24 protein-coding genes are annotated in these 15,525 nt (G+C 63.2%); 13 read left to right on the forward strand and 11 right to left on the reverse strand.

Annotation, left to right across the window (positions count from 1 at the left end; genetic code table 11):
• Positions 1 to 46 precede the first annotated feature (46 nt).
• Positions 47 to 634: a DUF805 domain-containing protein gene (locus ACVIGA_RS24680; protein WP_456668334.1), complete on the reverse strand. Its 588-nt coding sequence runs from the start codon at positions 632 to 634 to the stop codon at positions 47 to 49.
• A gap of 268 nt (positions 635 to 902) precedes the next feature.
• On the opposite strand from ACVIGA_RS24680, the gene ACVIGA_RS24685 reads away from it, so the two are divergent.
• Positions 903 to 1,838 carry an IS110 family RNA-guided transposase gene (locus ACVIGA_RS24685; RefSeq protein WP_456668335.1) on the forward strand — a complete coding sequence of 312 codons (936 nt, stop codon included), beginning with the start codon at positions 903 to 905 and terminating at the stop codon, positions 1,836 to 1,838.
• Between the two features lie 143 nt (positions 1,839 to 1,981).
• On the opposite strand, the gene ACVIGA_RS24690 is transcribed toward ACVIGA_RS24685, so the two are convergent.
• Genes ACVIGA_RS24690 through ACVIGA_RS24700 form a run of 3 tightly spaced genes read right to left on the reverse strand, consistent with a single transcriptional unit; the run spans position 1,982 to position 2,692 of the window.
• Positions 1,982 to 2,203 (reverse strand): hypothetical protein, encoded by a 222-nt coding sequence (locus tag ACVIGA_RS24690; protein WP_456668336.1) that lies wholly within the window; start codon positions 2,201 to 2,203, stop codon positions 1,982 to 1,984.
• 47 nt (positions 2,204 to 2,250) lie between these two features.
• The gene (locus ACVIGA_RS24695) at positions 2,251 to 2,466 is read right to left on the reverse strand and encodes a hypothetical protein (RefSeq protein ID WP_456668337.1); all 216 of its coding nucleotides are present in this window, start codon (positions 2,464 to 2,466) and stop codon (positions 2,251 to 2,253) included.
• Positions 2,467 to 2,500: 34 nt separating this feature from the next.
• Complete coding sequence (locus tag ACVIGA_RS24700; protein ID WP_456668338.1) at positions 2,501 to 2,692, reverse strand: hypothetical protein; 192 nt, start codon at positions 2,690 to 2,692, stop codon at positions 2,501 to 2,503.
• Between the two features lie 244 nt (positions 2,693 to 2,936).
• On the opposite strand from ACVIGA_RS24700, the gene ACVIGA_RS24705 reads away from it, so the two are divergent.
• The 5 genes from ACVIGA_RS24705 (at position 2,937) to ACVIGA_RS24725 (ending at position 5,111) form a co-directional block, all read left to right on the forward strand.
• The gene (locus ACVIGA_RS24705) at positions 2,937 to 3,143 is read left to right on the forward strand and encodes a hypothetical protein (RefSeq protein ID WP_456668339.1); all 207 of its coding nucleotides are present in this window, start codon (positions 2,937 to 2,939) and stop codon (positions 3,141 to 3,143) included.
• Positions 3,144 to 3,217: 74 nt separating this feature from the next.
• Complete coding sequence (locus ACVIGA_RS24710) at positions 3,218 to 3,580, forward strand: PRC-barrel domain-containing protein (protein WP_456668340.1); 363 nt, start codon at positions 3,218 to 3,220, stop codon at positions 3,578 to 3,580.
• 200 nt (positions 3,581 to 3,780) lie between these two features.
• Positions 3,781 to 4,539, forward strand: coding sequence for a Crp/Fnr family transcriptional regulator (locus ACVIGA_RS24715; protein WP_456668341.1), 759 nt, complete (start codon positions 3,781 to 3,783; stop codon positions 4,537 to 4,539).
• Between the two features lie 170 nt (positions 4,540 to 4,709).
• Entirely contained in the window at positions 4,710 to 4,910 is a 201-nt protein-coding gene (locus ACVIGA_RS24720; RefSeq protein ID WP_456668342.1) for a hypothetical protein, read from the forward strand.
• 57 nt (positions 4,911 to 4,967) lie between these two features.
• Positions 4,968 to 5,111: a hypothetical protein gene (locus tag ACVIGA_RS24725; RefSeq protein ID WP_456668343.1), complete on the forward strand. Its 144-nt coding sequence runs from the start codon at positions 4,968 to 4,970 to the stop codon at positions 5,109 to 5,111.
• 251 nt (positions 5,112 to 5,362) lie between these two features.
• Here the strand turns inward: ACVIGA_RS24725 and ACVIGA_RS24730 are convergent, their stop codons facing one another.
• Positions 5,363 to 5,851, reverse strand: a complete 489-nt coding sequence (locus tag ACVIGA_RS24730) for a YciE/YciF ferroxidase family protein (RefSeq protein WP_338830387.1) — start codon at positions 5,849 to 5,851, stop codon at positions 5,363 to 5,365.
• Between the two features lie 339 nt (positions 5,852 to 6,190).
• On the opposite strand from ACVIGA_RS24730, the gene ACVIGA_RS24735 reads away from it, so the two are divergent.
• Entirely contained in the window at positions 6,191 to 6,394 is a 204-nt protein-coding gene (locus ACVIGA_RS24735) for a CsbD family protein (protein WP_223970046.1), read from the forward strand.
• Positions 6,395 to 6,679: 285 nt separating this feature from the next.
• Positions 6,680 to 6,922: a hypothetical protein gene (locus tag ACVIGA_RS24740; RefSeq protein ID WP_456668344.1), complete on the forward strand. Its 243-nt coding sequence runs from the start codon at positions 6,680 to 6,682 to the stop codon at positions 6,920 to 6,922.
• Positions 6,923 to 7,058: 136 nt separating this feature from the next.
• Here the strand turns inward: ACVIGA_RS24740 and ACVIGA_RS24745 are convergent, their stop codons facing one another.
• Together ACVIGA_RS24745 and ACVIGA_RS24750 are read right to left on the reverse strand one after the other, a co-directional pair.
• Positions 7,059 to 8,084 (reverse strand): IS30 family transposase, encoded by a 1,026-nt coding sequence (locus ACVIGA_RS24745; protein WP_456668345.1) that lies wholly within the window; start codon positions 8,082 to 8,084, stop codon positions 7,059 to 7,061.
• 202 nt (positions 8,085 to 8,286) lie between these two features.
• Complete coding sequence (locus ACVIGA_RS24750; RefSeq protein ID WP_456668346.1) at positions 8,287 to 9,687, reverse strand: TAXI family TRAP transporter solute-binding subunit; 1,401 nt, start codon at positions 9,685 to 9,687, stop codon at positions 8,287 to 8,289.
• Between the two features lie 419 nt (positions 9,688 to 10,106).
• On the opposite strand from ACVIGA_RS24750, the gene ACVIGA_RS24755 reads away from it, so the two are divergent.
• Both ACVIGA_RS24755 and ACVIGA_RS24760 read left to right on the forward strand, forming a co-directional pair.
• A complete protein-coding gene (locus tag ACVIGA_RS24755) occupies positions 10,107 to 10,460 on the forward strand; it encodes a DUF3307 domain-containing protein (RefSeq protein WP_223965945.1) in 354 nt (117 codons plus the stop codon).
• Between the two features lie 171 nt (positions 10,461 to 10,631).
• Positions 10,632 to 11,039 (forward strand): hypothetical protein, encoded by a 408-nt coding sequence (locus tag ACVIGA_RS24760; protein WP_223965947.1) that lies wholly within the window; start codon positions 10,632 to 10,634, stop codon positions 11,037 to 11,039.
• A 64-nt stretch (positions 11,040 to 11,103) separates the two neighbouring features.
• Here the strand turns inward: ACVIGA_RS24760 and ACVIGA_RS24765 are convergent, their stop codons facing one another.
• Together ACVIGA_RS24765 and ACVIGA_RS24770 are read right to left on the reverse strand one after the other, a co-directional pair.
• Complete coding sequence (locus tag ACVIGA_RS24765; RefSeq protein WP_456668347.1) at positions 11,104 to 11,439, reverse strand: YkgJ family cysteine cluster protein; 336 nt, start codon at positions 11,437 to 11,439, stop codon at positions 11,104 to 11,106.
• A complete protein-coding gene (locus tag ACVIGA_RS24770; RefSeq protein ID WP_029077927.1) occupies positions 11,439 to 12,137 on the reverse strand; it encodes a helix-turn-helix transcriptional regulator in 699 nt (232 codons plus the stop codon). Before ACVIGA_RS24770 ends, ACVIGA_RS24765 begins: the two co-directional genes overlap by 1 nt.
• A 182-nt stretch (positions 12,138 to 12,319) precedes the next feature.
• On the opposite strand from ACVIGA_RS24770, the gene ACVIGA_RS24775 reads away from it, so the two are divergent.
• Both ACVIGA_RS24775 and ACVIGA_RS24780 read left to right on the forward strand, forming a co-directional pair.
• Entirely contained in the window at positions 12,320 to 12,553 is a 234-nt protein-coding gene (locus tag ACVIGA_RS24775; protein WP_097677111.1) for a hypothetical protein, read from the forward strand.
• A gap of 64 nt (positions 12,554 to 12,617) precedes the next feature.
• Positions 12,618 to 13,352, forward strand: coding sequence for a glutathione S-transferase family protein (locus ACVIGA_RS24780; RefSeq protein ID WP_375777399.1), 735 nt, complete (start codon positions 12,618 to 12,620; stop codon positions 13,350 to 13,352).
• Here the strand turns inward: ACVIGA_RS24780 and ACVIGA_RS24785 are convergent.
• Complete coding sequence (locus tag ACVIGA_RS24785) at positions 13,349 to 13,984, reverse strand: pyridoxamine 5'-phosphate oxidase family protein (RefSeq protein ID WP_456668348.1); 636 nt, start codon at positions 13,982 to 13,984, stop codon at positions 13,349 to 13,351. The two genes, ACVIGA_RS24780 and ACVIGA_RS24785, sit on opposite strands and share 4 nt — an antisense overlap.
• Positions 13,985 to 14,102: 118 nt before the next feature.
• Here ACVIGA_RS24785 and ACVIGA_RS24790 point away from each other — a divergent pair, with 118 nt between their 5' ends.
• Positions 14,103 to 14,996, forward strand: a complete 894-nt coding sequence (locus ACVIGA_RS24790) for a LysR family transcriptional regulator (protein ID WP_456668349.1) — start codon at positions 14,103 to 14,105, stop codon at positions 14,994 to 14,996.
• A 10-nt stretch (positions 14,997 to 15,006) separates the two neighbouring features.
• Here ACVIGA_RS24790 and ACVIGA_RS24795 read toward each other — a convergent pair whose 3' ends face one another.
• Positions 15,007 to 15,462, reverse strand: coding sequence for a PaaI family thioesterase (locus ACVIGA_RS24795; RefSeq protein ID WP_456668350.1), 456 nt, complete (start codon positions 15,460 to 15,462; stop codon positions 15,007 to 15,009).
• Positions 15,463 to 15,525 lie beyond the last annotated feature (63 nt).

The raw sequence follows: 15,525 nt of genomic DNA on the forward strand, positions 1-15,525 counted from the left end.
CCTCGCTTAACACGTCGCACCGCGGGTGGACCAGCTTTGTGCGGCATCATTCGAACTCGCTCTGCTGATCCCAGCCCTGCCTGGAGCGCGACCCGCTGTCGCGGCTGCCGCCTCGGCTTACATGGGTTTTTCCAAGCGGATTGCGGCCGTAGCGATTGGGGTAGGAGGTGCCGGGCAGAAAGCCGAGTTCGATGAAGCCCCAGATATAGAGCACGAAGACGATCGCGCCCGCGGCCATCACCCAATAGGACTCATCGGGAAGCCGGTCCGAGAACTGGCTCATGAGCCCGGGGATCGCGAAGAACGGGACCATCCACCAGCCGCTCTTGTCGCGGTCGTGCAGGCGCTTGATCGAGACCGCGATATAGACCCAGACGAACAGCACCGTCCCGCTGGCCTTGACCAACAGTGCGGGCAAACCGGCAAGGGTCAGCGATCTGTAGCTATCAGGGTCGAAGGCCCGGAAGATGTCGTCGATATTGAAGCCGAACGACGCATGCTTGCCGCCGAGGCCGGCCGAGATCACCAGCGCGGCCAGGAATATCATCCAGCACACGATGATCAGTGCCGCGAGCCAGAACTTGGCCCGGCTGACGCGGCCCTTGAAGCCGAACAGGTAATTGGCCCAGTCCATGAAAGAACTCCGGGCAGCGGCAATGTTTCGCGGCCCGGAGTTTTGTCGGCGTCGGATCGAATTCGGTTCGATTCTCTTGACCCGTCATCCTTGTAAGTCTCGAATCGCCGGATCGGATAGAGTGTCCGGTGCGGTAGCGGACGGGAGACCGCTTCATCCCAGGGCTTTGAAGCCCGATCCTCAGCGCGGCGCCCCGTCCGTTGTTCCATTGAACCCGAACAGTCGCGAGGGCCGCCTGGCGAGCCCGGTTGCGCAAGGAGGGGTGCAGATGGACGCGATCTACGTTGGCATTGATGTGTCGAAGGACCGGCTGGACGTGCATGTGCGTCCGAGCGGGGAAGCCTTTGCCGTGGCGCGTGACGGCAAAGGCTTGGAAGAGCTCGTTGCGCGCTTGCAGGTGATCTCGCCAGCGCTGATTGCGGTGGAGGCAACCGGCGGCTTCGAGACCATCGTCGCTGCTGCGCTGGCGGGCGCTCAGCTGCCGCTGGTGGTGGTCAATCCGGCCCAGATCCGGCACTTCGCGCAGGCGGTTGGTCAGCGTGCCAAGACGGACCCGATCGATGCGGCAGTCATCGCGCGGTTTGTCGAGGCCGTAAAGCCGGAGCCACGTGCCATGCCGGATCAGGAAGCCCGGCTGCTGGCTGAACTGGTCAGTCGCCGACGGCAGATCATCGAGATGATCGTTGCCGAGCGTCAGCGCGAGAAGCGGGCCGAGAATGTCCGCGTCCGCAAGAGCCTTGCCCGCCATATCAAGGTCCTCGAGAAGGAGCTGCCGGAGATCGACAACGACATCGACACGCTGGTGCGCGGCTCGCCAGTCTGGCGCGCCAAGGAGGAACTGCTGGTCAGCTTTCCTGGCGTGAGCAACACCCTCGCGCGGACCTTCCTTGCCGAGGTGCCGGAGCTCGGCGCACTCAATCGGCGCCAGATCGCGAGCCTCGCCGGTCTTGCCCCGTTCACCCGCCAGTCGGGCCGCTGGAAGGGCAAGAGCATGATCGGCGGCGGAAGAGCCAAGCTGCGCGCCGGGCTCTACATGGCCGCTCTGTCGGCCAGCCGATACCATCCGCAGCTCAAGGTCTTCTATCGGCGCCTGGTGACCGCTGGAAAGCCCAAGATGGTCGCCCTCATCGCCGTTGCGCGCAAAGTTCTCACCACCACCCTCAACGCCATGCTCAGGGACCAACAACCATGGCAACCCGCTTGACGAAGAACACAGTCGCTGAGGAGCGCGAAGCGCGTCTCGAAGGATCGACGGCCCGACCATGGCCGTGAATCCTTCGAGGCTCGCTCTGCTCGCGCCTCAGGATGACGGTCTGAAAGTGTTACCCGCGGCTCTGCTGAAGCCAACTACCGCTTGATGTGCGGCGGCTCGTCGTAGCCGCGGCGGCTGGAATAGAACAGCAGGCCCATCAGGCCGACGCCGACTGCAACCAGCAGGGTGATCCCGATCGTGAACATGACGATGCCATAAGTCGGCACCGGTGCCTCGGGCACCATCAGGCCTTCAAACGCGTAGGCGCCGACGGCGGCCAGGATGACCAGCAGGCCGATGCTGATTGCAATGCGCATACGTAGCTGCCTCTGCCAAAGGCCGAGAGCAGGGCAGGTTGCAGCGGCTATTCCGCCGCGGCGGCGACTTTGGCCAGCGCCTGCTGCCCGGCTTCAGTCAGCTCGGGCAGCGTCGTCCTGCCGCTCCTGGCGCACTTGATGATGTATCGGGCAACGCGCTTACGGGTGTCATGTTCCTCGCCGTGCAGCGCATCGGCGCATACGCGATCGAGCGCAAAATTCATGGCGGCGAGCGTACGTGAGTCGAATTTTTCTTCGATCATCGCGGCCCTCCCTGTGGACCGGTGTCCGGCGCGGCTATTTGCGGAGCGTCAGGCACTCGCTGACTTCCACCACCGCCTCGGTCTGTCTGGCTTTCTTCATCAGCGTTTCGCGTTCCCGTCCCGGCGGCAGCTTGCGAGCCGCCAGGCGTGCATCTTCGGCGAATTTTTGCAGGCGGTCCTCCAATGACCCGGACGGCCGCGACCTGTTGCGTTTCTTCTTGATCATGCCGTCCCCGAACTGGATACAGCAACTCTAGCCATGTTCCCCGGAGGCCGTCGTTAACCCATGACATTGGGTTCAACGAAATTGTCGGCGGGACCGCAGGAATGATCTCGGGTGCACCGCGTAACACGGATGCGTTCGCTGCTTTGCTCCCCGAAAAGCGGTGGACCACTCCGGTGACGGGCCTCGGCGAATTTCATCGCCGGGGCCCGCATCCCTTCAAGGAAATCAGCCAGGGAGTTTGGTCATGGCACATTCCAATCACGGCATCGTCAAGGACGACAAGGGTCAGGAGCAGCCGGCGGACAAGGAGCGCGCGCGGAGCGCTCACAAGACCGAGCCCCGAAAGCCGCCGACGCGCGAAGCGACGCGTGATCCGAAATTGAACGATCCCGACAAGACACCTGGTTCCGGCATGACGTCGGACGATCGCGGCGATCCTCCAACGGGCTGAAGCAACTGCGGCAATGCGGCAGGAACGACGGTCCGGCTCCGCCGTTGGCTTTGGGACATCACTGGAGAGTTGACATGGCAATGGACGAGAAAGAGGTCGGAAACCTGATCGGCAGCGACAAGGTCGAGGGTACCGCGGTCTATGGATCGGACGAGCGCAAGATCGGCTCGATCGAACGCGTGATGATCGACAAGACAAGCGGACGGGTGTCGTACGCCGTGCTCGGCTTCGGCGGCTTCCTCGGGCTTGGCAACGACCATTATCCGCTGCCTTGGCAGTCGCTCAAATACGACACAAGGCTCGGCGGTTACGTCACCGGCGTGACCGAGAGCCAGCTGCGCGGCGCGCCCAAATACGGTAACGATCGAGACTGGAATTGGGCCGACAACGGCCGCACACGCGCCGTGGATGATTACTACGGCGTGCCGCTCGTCTGAGCGGCGATGAATCCCGGAGGTCCGCGCTTAAGGGGCGCGGGCCTTCGCGGCTAAATCGTACGGCGCCTGAAGACGTAGCCGTTTACGGCTTCCGGCGACTGTACACTAGTGAACATACGTCAATAGCTGTGCAATGTAACATAGGTAATTGAAATCGGCCCGGCGGTTACTCGATGAGATATCCGGGGAGACCAATGTCGTTGGCGTCGTTAGTTCGGAAATTGGAGCAGTTCGTACGGCTTTCGCCCGTAGACCACGCTATTCTCAATCGCGCGTCGACCGAACGCGTTCGTCACTTCGGGCCGCGCGTCGACATCGTCCGCGAAGGCGAGAAGCCGAAGGACGTCCACCTGATTCTGTCCGGCTGGGCCTACCGCTACAAGCAGCTCGAGGACGGCCGGCGCCAGGTGGTGTCGTTCTTCCTGCCCGGCGATATCTGCGACGTGAACGTCTTCATCCTGCGCGAGATGGATCACTCGATCGGCACCATCACCGCGGTGTCGATCGCTGACCTCTCGCGCGAATTCTTCGACAGGGTCGCAGCCGAACATCCGCGCATCGTCACCGCGTTCTGGTGGGAAACCCTGGTCAATGCCGCGATCCAGCGCGAATGGACCATGAGCCTCGGCCAGCGCACGGCGCTGGAGCGGATTGCCCATTTGCTTTGCGAGATCTGGCTCCGCCTGCGCCTCGCCGGCCTGACCCAGGGCGACAGCTGCGAATTCCCGCTGACCCAGGGCGACCTCGCCGACGCCACCGGGCTCTCCAAGGTCCACGTCAATCGGACCCTGCAGGAGCTCCGCGCCGACGGCCTGATCGTGCTCAAGGGAAAGACCCTGGCCGTCCCCAATCTCGACCGGTTGATGCGGGCCGGCCTGTTCAACCCGAACTATCTGCATATGGACCACGAGGGACGGCAGCTCGATGCCATCGCGACGACCGACGCCGCGGCCGGGTGATCGGGCCGCCACCCGGAATGACCGGCCGAAACTATTTTCCACCGGCTAACCTGGGTTATGGAAAGGCGGTTGATATCGTACTCAGATGATACGTCACCGCACGGCCCTTTGGCACTTTTCGGTGATGAGAGCCACATCGCTCCCGCCCCACGCAGACCGAGAGCAACGCCATGCAAGGGCGCTATTGTTTCAAGCAAATCGAAACCCCGCAAGAAAAGCTCGTGCAGTTCGCTGCCGATAGCTTGAAGCGGGCTGGCAACATGCCTGCCGGTGTCGAACGCGACAACCTGATCAAACGAGCCCGCCAGGCAACCGTGGCCGCTCACATCGACGAATGGACCAGCTCGGCCGATTTGCAGTCGCCGAAGTGATCAACTGCCGTGGTCTTCTGACGAGGCGGAAAGCGCGTTGCCCATCGGAGGCCAACAATGGAAATCGGGTTCTTTTTCGGGGCCTGCATCCTCCTCGCGGCCCTGATCTATGCCACGCTGAACTCGCGCGATCGAAACAGGCGCAAAGACAAGCTCACCGACCAGATGATTCGCGATCGATCCAGTCACGACGAAACATGATCAGAGCGTTTTCGAGCGAAGTGGACACCGGTTCGCGTGAAGAAAACGGGTCGAAACAAAAATCTAGAGTTTCGGTTCTAATTCAATAAGAACCGAAAATGCTCTAGTTCCGACTGACCGATCTGCGCGCCCGCCCTGATCGTACTGTCAGGGCGAGCCATCTGGCAGGTCGCAGCGAGATTGTCTTGGGCTGCGCTTCGCGGCGCCTGACGATGGGGCGCGCCCGCTTCAACCGGATTACGCTTGCCGCCTCAGGCGGCTTCGGCGTTCACCGCGGAGACGGCGATCGAGGTCAGCGTCTCGTCGGTTTTCTTTTCTTCATTCAGGGTCTGACCGAGCAATTTGACAGCATCCGGCATGTTCAGCTTGTCGGCCCAGGCTTTAAGGGTGCCATACCGCGAGATTTCATAGTGCTCGACCGCCTGGGCGGCAGCGAGCAGGCCGGCGTCCAGCGCGGGTGCGTCCGCGTATTCCTCCATGATTTCCTTGCCCTCGTCGAGGATGCCTTCGATGGCGTCGCACTTCTTGCCACGGGCGGGCTTGCCGAGCAGCTCGAAAATCTTTTCGAGGCGTTCGATCTGGCCTTCGGTCTCGTCGTGGTGTTTCTCGAAGGCGGCGCGGAGCTTGTCGGATGCGGCCGCCTTTGCCATTTTTGGAAGCGATTTGTAGATCTGCTTCTCGGCGTAATAGATGTCCTTGAGTGTATCGAGGAAGAGAGCGTTGAGGTCTTTCTCGGCCATGGTCGACTCCGTCGCGAATGATGGTGCAGATGAGCCTTTCCAACATACGGCCGTGATCGGCGTTCCTATTATGGTGGATGCGCCTGCCGGAATCGCGTCCCGCGCGGTTGCTTCTTCCTATTGTGGAAGATCAAGCGCGGCGATAATTCCGTTCCTCTGATGATCCGTCGGCCGCTAAGTGCACTTTGGAACGCAGTGAATCTGTACCACCGCGTTGCGTGCTCTCGCTCTCGCACGATTGTGGAGGCGGTTAAGCACGTGGCCCATCTGTCGCAGGCAGCCTAGGAACGAAGGTCACTCGCCTCGGTTGGTCGGTCGTCTGAATAACGGAGGTCGACGATGGATTGGAATCGAGTTGAAGGAAACTGGAAGCAGATGAAGGGGAAGGTGAAGGAACAATGGGGCAAGCTGACCGATGATGACCTCGATGTCATCGCCGGCAAGCAGGACCAGCTCGAGGGCCGTCTGCAGCAGCGCTATGGCTACGCCAAGGACCAAGCCCAGAAGGAGATCGACGACTGGTATGGTCGCCAGAAGTGGTGAGCAAAAAGCCCCGTACTCGCGGGGCTTCTTTTTTCAAAGATCTCGGCCAGAGAGAATGATGTTGAGCAGGCTGCGCGCCTCGGCTAACACCTGCGGGATTGCGGTGTCTCGATGAGACCCCACGTTCCAGTGACCGCAACCCGCGTGCGACGTCACATGCTTGCGCTGGGACCGGCTACCTGCCCTGCGGGACCCAGGTCGTGCTCGCCTTGTCGTATGCGAAGCCCGGTGCCGACATTGAAGGCCGCTGGTCACCCGGCGTAAGGCTGGATCAGGTAAGGGTATATGACCAAAACAGCGCGCGAATACATCGACTTCTGGGTGGAAAATAGCGTCCACGCAGCGGAGCAGTTTAGAACGCCGGGCGCGACGCAGGACGTCGAGGAATTGGTGCGACGGCTCATTGCCGGCGCCGAAGGGCAGGGCATCACGGAACAGGCCATGCGCGACGAGGTTGGCGATATCGCCGACTATGTCCGGGAAAAGTTGAAGGCAGCCAACAAGGCCGAAGGCGGTCGGCAGCAGTAGGTGCGGTGGCCAAGCTGCGTTCGAGCGAGATGCTTTTCCCGCGCCATCGTCATCCGCCCTTTGTTCGAAAGGGAATGAGGGGCCCGCCTCGGACTATTCGCGTCGCGAGAATGCGGATGGATGATTCACGGATCGCTCAACATACGCGGTGTCGTCCTGGCGAAAGCCAGGAGGTGGATTCACACTCGAAGTGCAACACTTGATCGGCAAAGGACTCCGCAGGCGTGCGGTAGTCAAGGCATTTGCGTGGGGTGTTGTTGTAGGTGGCGATGAACTGGCGGAATCTGGCGGTCGAGAGGGTTACGAGATCCGTTTTGCGAGGGATGAAGCGGCGCATCCTGCCGATGGCGTTCTCGATACCACCCTTCTGCCAGGGCGCGTGGGGATCGCAGAAGAAGGTCTCGATCGAGAGGCGATGTAGCGCCAGGTGACCGGCAAACTCGGTGCCGTTGTCGAAGGTGACGGTCTGGCGCAGCTCTTGTGGAAGGGCAGCGAAGAAGCGGACGAGATGGCGTGCGACACCGCGCGCAACCTTGCTGGCAAGGCGGATGCCGAGCAGCAGGCGAGAGGTGCGCTCATGCACGGTCAGCACGGCCTGACCGTACTTCGAGAACATCATCAAATCGGCCTCCCAATGCCCGGCGACGCTACGGTCGGCAACCTCAAGGGGCCGATTTGCCAGGGAAACACGGCCTTCGATGAAGCTTGCGGGGCTGCCGCCTCGCTTGCCGCGGAGGCCGCGCTTGCTCTTGGCGCGCGGCAGGTAGCGTCGCCAGTTGAAGTCCGAGGTGCGCCTGAGTTGGCCATAGATGAAGCGGTAGATGGTCTCGTGGGAGATCACCTTGTGCCCGCACTCGCGCGCCAGCCGGCCGGCGATCTGCTCGGGCGACCAACCTCGGCGAAGGCGTTGCAACACCGCGCGGCGCAGGACGGGCTCCCGTTCGAGGCGTCCGCCCGTCCAGCGCCGCGCTCGCATCTGTTGCTGGGCATAATTTGGCTTGTAGCCAGCCTGAACGCTCCGATTACGGCTCAGTTCCCGAGAGATTGTTGATGGCGAGCGATCCAGAGCTGCCGCGATTTGCCGGACCGAGCTGCCATTGGCCGATAGACAGGCAATCTCGCATCGGTCGTCCAGAGAGAGCTGCTTGTAAGTCCGCCCCATGGCAACACCTCCTCAAGGAAGTGTTGCACTTCGTTTGTGAACTCAGGGGATCCATTACCCCACATCCCAATTGTTGCGCCGCCCTGGGGCCGCGATCCCATTCAGCACCGAAAGCGGTGGTAATGGGTCCTGGCCTTCGCCAGGACGACAGCGGTGGATTTGGCGCGACCGCACGGACGCGTGTAGGTAGCGCAACTGCCTCTCACCCGTTCGCGGTCTTCACCACCACGAGGTTGTCGTCGACTGCCGGCGGGTGGCGCTTGAGATGGTCGCGGCGCAGCGCGATCTCGTCGCGAACGAGCTCGTAACCGAGCTTGAAGGTGTCGAGGCCGTCGCTGGAAACGGTGCCGTCGCGCAAGCCGATCACCGCGCCGCGCAGGATCGCCTCGAGCTCGTCCTGCAATTCGTCGAGATGCTCGGCGCAAGTGGTGTGCTCGACGCGCTCGCCGATGTCGAGGATCCGGCTCGCCAGTTCGCTGGCCTTCTCCGGCGCGATGCGGGTGACCTTGGTGTAGATCCCAGCGAAGATCGAGCCGATGATGCTGAGCGCGGCGGCGCCGAGATACATCAGGTCGCTGTAGCGGTCCATGAACGATTTGGTGTCGTCGTTGATGTATTCGGCAGCGCCTTGATGGGCGACGATGAAGGCGTCCTTGTCGGTCGCTGCCGGCTCGATCTTGGAGGCGAAGCCGTCGTCGAGCGCGAGCTCGGACTTGTTCTCATAGACGATGCGCGCGAGCTCGGCCGCCGTCGTCGTAGGCATCCAGGATTGCGCGACCAGCAGCCATTCCAGCCCGATGGTGTCGACGTCGTCGTCGGGGATCGACGGCGAGGACGACAGCATGCCGGTCGAGACCGTCTCCTCCGAGATCGCCGGATATTTGCGCGCCAGCGCCTTGGCCTCGTCGATCGCGTTCAGGGTGAAGCCGGCGGAGCGTTTGGCATATTGCTCGTAGGTCTTGTCCTTGATGATCTTCGAGGCATGCTCGATCGCGACCACGGCGGCGAAGCCGGAGGCGAACAGTTTGTCGAGCGGCGTGTTCGGCGGCGCCTGCTGCACCCGTTGCGCCGCATCCGGGTTGTCCGAAATTTCCAGCGCGCTGCGGACGAAATTGACGCTGTTCTCGCCATCGCCGACGACTGCGATCTTCTTCCTCTTCAGTTCGGTCAGCGACTTGATCTTCTTGCCGCCGGGGCTCAGCACCAGCACCAAATCATGCTCGAGGATCGCGATGGCGCGGGCGCGCGGCGGCACCCTCGCATCGGTACGCAGGATGGCAAGCGTCGCGGCGCGGCGATCGAACTGGGCCAGCGCCTTGGCGTTGTCGGAGTTCGGCGCGATCTTCAGCCGCAGCCGCGACGAGTTGTTCTTCAGCACGGTGGCGAGGCGGGCGGCGAACTTGGCCTCGGGGCCGTTGGCATCGCCGACCGCAAACACCAGCGTTTCCGAATTGCGCAGCCAGAGGCGGCCGCCGACCACGGTGATCGCGCTCAAGAACAGCGTCAGCAGGGTGAAGATGATGATCTGCGCGCGGTTGCTTTTAGCGACCGGAGGGCGTGGTCGCGGCGGCGTTGGCGAAGGCGCGGGGGCTTCGGCACTCATGGCTGATCACCTGGCTCATCACCCGTCCGGAACGGCCCGTTGCCGCAACGGCGCTGCGCTGCCCGCTGAATCTGTAAATGACTATAAAAGAAAGAAAATTTCCTATGCTGCCGACGATATACCTCCCCGCCGGGAATGCAAACCGGCCACCCGCCGTAACCTTAATCCCGGTTCGCCTGCGCCGCGATGCCACATGACCATCGCCACTATCGACGGCTGAACCCAGATGTGATTTTCGGGGGAGCGCAGGTGCATTCCGCCGCCGGAGATGTCATAAATGACACAAGCTTCGTTTTGCGGAATTGTGCTGACGGCCTGACCCGGATTTCTTGCAATCACATTCATCGAAGTAAAAGGGCGTCAGCTTGTTGTTTCCTTCCATGTCATCGTCGGTGTCGGTTGGTGCCCTGGTGGGATGGATGTTGCTTCTCACCGCAAAGCACATCATCGCTGACTTCATGCTGCAGAACGCCTGGATGGCGATCGGCAAGGACCAGAGGACTGGCTGGGCCATGCCGCTGCTCGCGCATTGCCTGGTCCATCTCGCGGTCGCGCTGGCGCTGATCCTGGTGGTGGCGCCGCGTTTCTGGTACGTCGCCTTCGTCGACTTCGTGATCCACATCATCGTCGATCGCTGCAAGGGCATCTGCGCCTCGCATTTCGGCGTGACGCTGGAGTCCGGCCATCCCTGGTTCTGGACCCTGATCGGGGTCGACCAGGCGCTGCACCACCTCACCGGATTCGCGCTGTCGATCTACATGGCCGCAAACTGAGCGGCTCGCGGACGCCTCTCTCCACATCCTGTCCCTAACCACGACCCTGCTTGCTGCGGGCGGATGTGATTCGCGTGCAACGGGCAAGGGCCCCCGGAGGCGACCGGAGGCCGTGGTTAACCTTTCGTTAGAGGATTGCGCGGCATCTTCCCGATTGAGGGGGATTTGCAAATGTTTTCAAGCCGCGACGCGTTCGAGAACGATGCCTGCCCAGTTGCGGACGACCTGCTCGGCCAGATGTACCGCGCCAATCCGAACGGGCTTACGCTGCTGGTTGCCAATGTCGCGCCCGACGTCAGGGCGATGCTCGCGCTGTTCTGCTATCGCCGCAGCCATCTGCATGCACTCGCACTCGCGATTGCGTCGAGCTGCGGCGAATGGGAGCTGGTCAATTCCGGCGGCCGCGTCGGGTCGACGCTGTACGCGCTGTCGCGTGAGCCGGCTCGCGCTGCGACCGTGTCGCATGGCGGCCGCAAGCCGATCACGCTGTCGACCAAGCCGCTGTCGAGCTTCGCGCCCGTTGTCGATGACGAGCTCGACGACGAGGACGTCAGCGAGACGGTGACTGTGACGGCTTAAGCATGATCCGGAAAAGTGGAAACCGGTTTTCCGCAAAGATCATGCGCAAATAAAAGAGCCGCGCTTAATCCGGCTGCGTGCTCGGGATGAGCGGCAGCCCGTGGCGGCGCCGCGCCATTGCGCATTCCGCGTCGCCTGGCAGACAGGTGCGGCACACCTCCGGCCGTACCGCATAGATCTCGCAGCGCGTTGCCTTTCCGACCTGGCCTGACAGCGCCGAGCAGCGGTCGCCCTCGCAGCGCATCCCTGATTGTCGCGTGTTGACGAACTGTGGCGGGATCAGATCGAGCTGCGCGTCGTCTTCCACGGTGAAGCGTGGCCAATTCTCCGAATAGCTGCAGCAGGCGCCGCAGGACTGGCAGGGGCTGGCGTCCGCCGCGTCGATCGCGTTGCCGGTCATCAGGTGTCCCTCGGTGCTTCCCACACCAGGCTGCGCCGCCAGCGCGCCCTGAGCAGGTCGCGCCGCTCCGGGTACTTCTCGTCGTGATAAACAGCGGTGACCACGCGGTCGGTACGGAAGCTGCGGAAGTCCTTGCGTAGCTCGCACCAGGCGGCGAGCAGCCGCACCGCCTCGTGATAGCCGACCGCGATCGGCCAGACCGTGCGCTCGCTATCGCGGCCATGCTCGTCGCGATAGTTGAGCGTGATTTTCTTGCCCTCGTGGATCTGGCTGCGGGTCCTCACCATGTCGATGCGGTCCGGCTCCCGGTTCCAGGCGGAGCGGGCGCGGCTTGCCGGCTCCAGCACGAACGGCCGCAAGCGGTCGGGCACGGTCTCGGCGATCTTGGCCATCAGGTCCTCGGCCGCGCGCGCCAGCGCCGGATCCGCGTGACCGACCACCCACTGCGCGCCGAGCACGCAGGCCTCGATCTCGTCGGGTGTCAGCATCAAGGGCGGCAGGTCAAAGCCCTTCTCTAGGATGTAGCCCATGCCGGCCTCGCCGCGGATCGGCACCCGCTGCTCGATCAGGCTGGCGATGTCGCGATAGATGGTCCGCTTCGATGTCTCGAGTTCGGCTGCGATCGCATCCGCGGTCAAAGGCTTACGGGTGCGGCGGAGCACCTGGATGATCTGAAACAGCCGGTCGGCGCGTCTCATGGCAATTCTCTTGGTCGCTCTGTTGGCAGTCGTTTTGGCAGCTGTCTTGACGAGTGTCTTGACGGGTCTCGCAGGCTCTCGGCGCGCAGTCTTTTCGCGCCCCCTGTCACTGCTGCTGACAGCAAGTTGGCAGCAGGTGGGGGCTATAGCAGGACAACACCTCAAGTGAAGGGAATTTGTCCATGACGAATCTTGACGAACTCGGTTTCAGGCAGGCGCAGAGCTTCGCGCTGGAACAGCTGGTCACGGTCTACTCCACCTCCGGCGACCTGCGCTGGGCCCTGGTCGCGCTGGTCGCACAGTCGATCAGTGCGGCCTGGTCCTACGGGCGGGCACGGCTGGTCAAGCGCGTTCGCGAGGCGGTTCGCCGCCTCGCGCCCGTCGGCCCGCTCGACAGTGAATGCCACTACTGCTGACACCATGCTGGCAGCAGGGGGCAGCTAGCTTCAATTCACGACCACAGGCGATCGGGAGCTTCATATGATTACGCTTTTTGGCTTTGGCACGGGCTTCGGCTTGCCGGAAATCAGCCCCTTCGTGACCAAGACCGAGGTCCAGCTCAAGATGGCCGGGCTTGAGTATCGCAAGGAGAAGGCGACGCCGCCGGCCTCTCCCAAGGGCCAGTTGCCCTTCATCGCCGATGACGGCGAGACGATCGCCGATTCGACCTTCATCCGCGCCCATATCGAGGGCAAATACGGCTTCGATTTCGACGCGCCGCTGAGCCTGCAGGCACGCGCGCAGGCGTGGGCCTTCGAGCGCATGATCGAGCATCACGTCTACTGGGCGCTGGTCGGCGCGCGCTGGGTCGACGACACCAATTTCGCCAAGGGGCCGGCGCATTTCTTCGACGGCGCGCCCGACCACATGCGTGACAAGATGCGCGAGGACGCCCAGTTCCGCGTCGCCGAGAACTATCTGTTGAGCGGGCTTGGCCGCCACGGGCCCGACGAGGACGTCGATCTCGCGCTCCGCTCGCTGTTCGCGCTGTCGGTGCAGCTCGGCGACAAGCCCTATCTGATGGGCAATGCCCCGTGCGGCACCGATGCCACCGCGTTCGGCGCGCTGGCGGGAATCCTGACGCCGTTCTTCGATTCGCCGCTGCGCGAGCGCACCGAAAAATTCGACAATCTCACCGCCTATGTCGGCCGAATGATGCAGCAATATTATCCGGAGTTCGCCTGGGCGCCGTTGCAGCAGCAAGCGGCGGCTTAGCCCGCCACGACGGGAGCGGGCTCGCCCTTCAATGCGGCGAGCTCCGCCTCGAGCTCGGCGATGCGCTGGTCCCGCGAGGCCAGCGCGCTGGACACGTCGGCCGCGTCGAACTTCTGCGGAATGTGCTGCGGGCAGTTGGTGTCCCACGCCGCGACCTTGAACAAGATCACCTGCTCGGGCCGCGCGCGATAGCCCTGCGGCATCAGCGAACGCGTCAGCGCCGGATCGTCTTCCACCACCCGCGCCTCGCCCCAGATCTTCACCCGCTGCCGGTACGCGTAGTTCATCACGAAGATATAGGCCTTCGGGTTCTCCGAGAGATTGCCCTGGGTAATGAACTGCCGGTTGCCGCTGTAATCGGCGAACGCGATCGTGTGCTTGTCGAGCACCTTGATGAATCCCTTCGGTCCGCCGCGATGCTGGATGTAGGGCTGGCCGCCGGCCGAGGCGGTGGCGAGATAGAAACTGTTGGTGTTGGCGAGGAAGGCCGCGAGGTTGTCGTCGACCTCGGTTTGCCAGCCGCCATGGGCCTCGACCTCGGCATAGGTCGCGCGCGACCCCTTGCGGGTTTGGATCTCCTTCACCGCCGGGGTGAACCCGACATCGCTCGAATAGCTGCCAACGTCTGACATCTGAGCCTTCCGCCACGGGCGACAAAGCGGCCGTCCTCGAACCGTAACATGGGTATTTCCGGTTCGTAAGCAATCTTGGGAATTGACACTTCACTGTTGCCGATTATGCAATAGTGCCATGGACCGGATCGACGCCATGCAGGCCTTCGTCGCGGTGGCGGACCTCGAGGGTTTTGCCCCCGCCGCCCGCAAGCTCGGCCTGTCGCCATCCGCCATCACCCGGCTGATCGCGGCGCTGGAGGAGCGGCTCGGTGCGCGCCTCCTGCAGCGGACCACGCGGCAGGTGACGCTGACCGACGCCGGCTCGCGCTACCTCGAGCGGGCGCGGCGGATCCTCGCCGACGTCGAGGAGGCCGAGGACGCGGTGGAGAGCGAGCGCACCCGCCCCGAAGGCCGGCTGGTGATCTCGGCGCCGTTCGGCTTCGGGCGGCTGCATGTCAGTCCGGTCGTGACCGCCTACCTCAAACGCTATCCCGATGTCGGCGTCGACCTGCGGCTGTCGGACCGCCGGATCAACCTCGTCGAGGACGGCGTCGACCTCGCGGTCAGGCTCGGGCACCTGCCGGATTCGACGCTGGTGGCGCGGCATGTCGGCCAGATGCGCCGCATCGTGGTGGCCTCGGCCGGCTATCTCAAGCTTCGCGGCGAGCCGAAGCGGCCGGCCGACCTCACCGCCCATGACACCATCCAGTTCGGCGCGATGACCGCGGCGCCGGATTGGCGCTTCATGGAGGACGGCCAGGAGATCCGCATCACGCCGACGCCGCGCTTCACCAGCAACAGCTCGGACGCTGCCATCCAGTATGCCGAGCAGGACGGTGGGCTGACCCGGGTGATGGCCTACCAGGCCGCCGAATCGCTCAAAGCGCGGCGGCTCCGAATCGTGCTCGCCGAATTCGAGCAGCCGCCGGTGCCGATCCATGTCGTCTACCCGACATCCCGGCTGTTGTCGGCCAAGGTGCGGACCTTCATCGATCTCGTCACCGAGATCACCGACTGGCACTTCGGCTAGCGCCAAGCGCTTAGCTGACCGGCGCCTTCTTAGGCACCACGCGGAACGTGCCGCTGGCGCGGGCGATCGTGACGCCGTCGGCCTTGATCAGGCTCTGTGCGAAGCAGATCGTGCTGCCGGTCTTGATTACGTCGCTCTCGATCGCGAGCCACTGCCCGACATTGGCGGAGCCGACGAAATCGACCGTGAGCGAGATCGTTACATACGAGGTGGTCCAGCCGGTCGCCTGGCCGCAGCTATAGCCCATCGCGTTGTCGGAAAGGGCTGCGATCAGCCCGCCATGGATCAGGCCGCGGCCGTTGGTGTGCGGCCTCGCCAGCCGTAGGCCGATGATGACGGATCGCTCGGTCTTCTTTGCGTAAAGCGGCTCCCACGGTTCGGTGAGCGGGCTCTTGCGGAACAGCGGCTCGAAGCCTTCGGGGACGTCTTCGGGAATGTCGGGGGCGACTTCCGTATCGGTGGTCATCTGAATCTCGTGCATGGCGTTGCGTTGACGCCATTGAACGCGATGTCGATCGCGGTTTCACCG

The organism is Bradyrhizobium sp. USDA 3240 (assembly GCF_054063295.1).

Excerpts from the sequence above, each read along its gene's own strand:
- ACVIGA_RS24740 (WP_456668344.1), top strand. The coding sequence starts at position 6,680 with ATGACCAAAACAGCGCGCGAATACATCGACTTCTGGGTGGAAAATAGC.
- ACVIGA_RS24765 (WP_456668347.1), bottom strand. The coding sequence starts at position 11,439 with ATGACCGGCAACGCGATCGACGCGGCGGACGCCAGCCCCTGCCAGTCC.
- ACVIGA_RS24795 (WP_456668350.1), bottom strand. The coding sequence starts at position 15,462 with ATGACCACCGATACGGAAGTCGCCCCCGACATTCCCGAAGACGTCCCC.
- ACVIGA_RS24705 (WP_456668339.1), top strand. The coding sequence starts at position 2,937 with ATGGCACATTCCAATCACGGCATCGTCAAGGACGACAAGGGTCAGGAG.
- ACVIGA_RS24685 (WP_456668335.1), top strand. The coding sequence starts at position 903 with ATGGACGCGATCTACGTTGGCATTGATGTGTCGAAGGACCGGCTGGAC.
- ACVIGA_RS24745 (WP_456668345.1), bottom strand. The coding sequence starts at position 8,084 with ATGGGGCGGACTTACAAGCAGCTCTCTCTGGACGACCGATGCGAGATT.
- ACVIGA_RS24735 (WP_223970046.1), top strand. The coding sequence starts at position 6,191 with ATGGATTGGAATCGAGTTGAAGGAAACTGGAAGCAGATGAAGGGGAAG.
- ACVIGA_RS24775 (WP_097677111.1), top strand. The coding sequence starts at position 12,320 with ATGACGAATCTTGACGAACTCGGTTTCAGGCAGGCGCAGAGCTTCGCG.
- ACVIGA_RS24760 (WP_223965947.1), top strand. The coding sequence starts at position 10,632 with ATGTTTTCAAGCCGCGACGCGTTCGAGAACGATGCCTGCCCAGTTGCG.
- ACVIGA_RS24770 (WP_029077927.1), bottom strand. The coding sequence starts at position 12,137 with ATGAGACGCGCCGACCGGCTGTTTCAGATCATCCAGGTGCTCCGCCGC.
- ACVIGA_RS24785 (WP_456668348.1), bottom strand. The coding sequence starts at position 13,984 with ATGTCAGACGTTGGCAGCTATTCGAGCGATGTCGGGTTCACCCCGGCG.
- ACVIGA_RS24690 (WP_456668336.1), bottom strand. The coding sequence starts at position 2,203 with ATGCGCATTGCAATCAGCATCGGCCTGCTGGTCATCCTGGCCGCCGTC.
- ACVIGA_RS24750 (WP_456668346.1), bottom strand. The coding sequence starts at position 9,687 with ATGAGTGCCGAAGCCCCCGCGCCTTCGCCAACGCCGCCGCGACCACGC.
- ACVIGA_RS24780 (WP_375777399.1), top strand. The coding sequence starts at position 12,618 with ATGATTACGCTTTTTGGCTTTGGCACGGGCTTCGGCTTGCCGGAAATC.
- ACVIGA_RS24730 (WP_338830387.1), bottom strand. The coding sequence starts at position 5,851 with ATGGCCGAGAAAGACCTCAACGCTCTCTTCCTCGATACACTCAAGGAC.
- ACVIGA_RS24680 (WP_456668334.1), bottom strand. The coding sequence starts at position 634 with ATGGACTGGGCCAATTACCTGTTCGGCTTCAAGGGCCGCGTCAGCCGG.
- ACVIGA_RS24700 (WP_456668338.1), bottom strand. The coding sequence starts at position 2,692 with ATGATCAAGAAGAAACGCAACAGGTCGCGGCCGTCCGGGTCATTGGAG.
- ACVIGA_RS24725 (WP_456668343.1), top strand. The coding sequence starts at position 4,968 with ATGGAAATCGGGTTCTTTTTCGGGGCCTGCATCCTCCTCGCGGCCCTG.
- ACVIGA_RS24710 (WP_456668340.1), top strand. The coding sequence starts at position 3,218 with ATGGCAATGGACGAGAAAGAGGTCGGAAACCTGATCGGCAGCGACAAG.
- ACVIGA_RS24790 (WP_456668349.1), top strand. The coding sequence starts at position 14,103 with ATGGACCGGATCGACGCCATGCAGGCCTTCGTCGCGGTGGCGGACCTC.
- ACVIGA_RS24720 (WP_456668342.1), top strand. The coding sequence starts at position 4,710 with ATGCAAGGGCGCTATTGTTTCAAGCAAATCGAAACCCCGCAAGAAAAG.
- ACVIGA_RS24695 (WP_456668337.1), bottom strand. The coding sequence starts at position 2,466 with ATGATCGAAGAAAAATTCGACTCACGTACGCTCGCCGCCATGAATTTT.
- ACVIGA_RS24755 (WP_223965945.1), top strand. The coding sequence starts at position 10,107 with ATGTTGCTTCTCACCGCAAAGCACATCATCGCTGACTTCATGCTGCAG.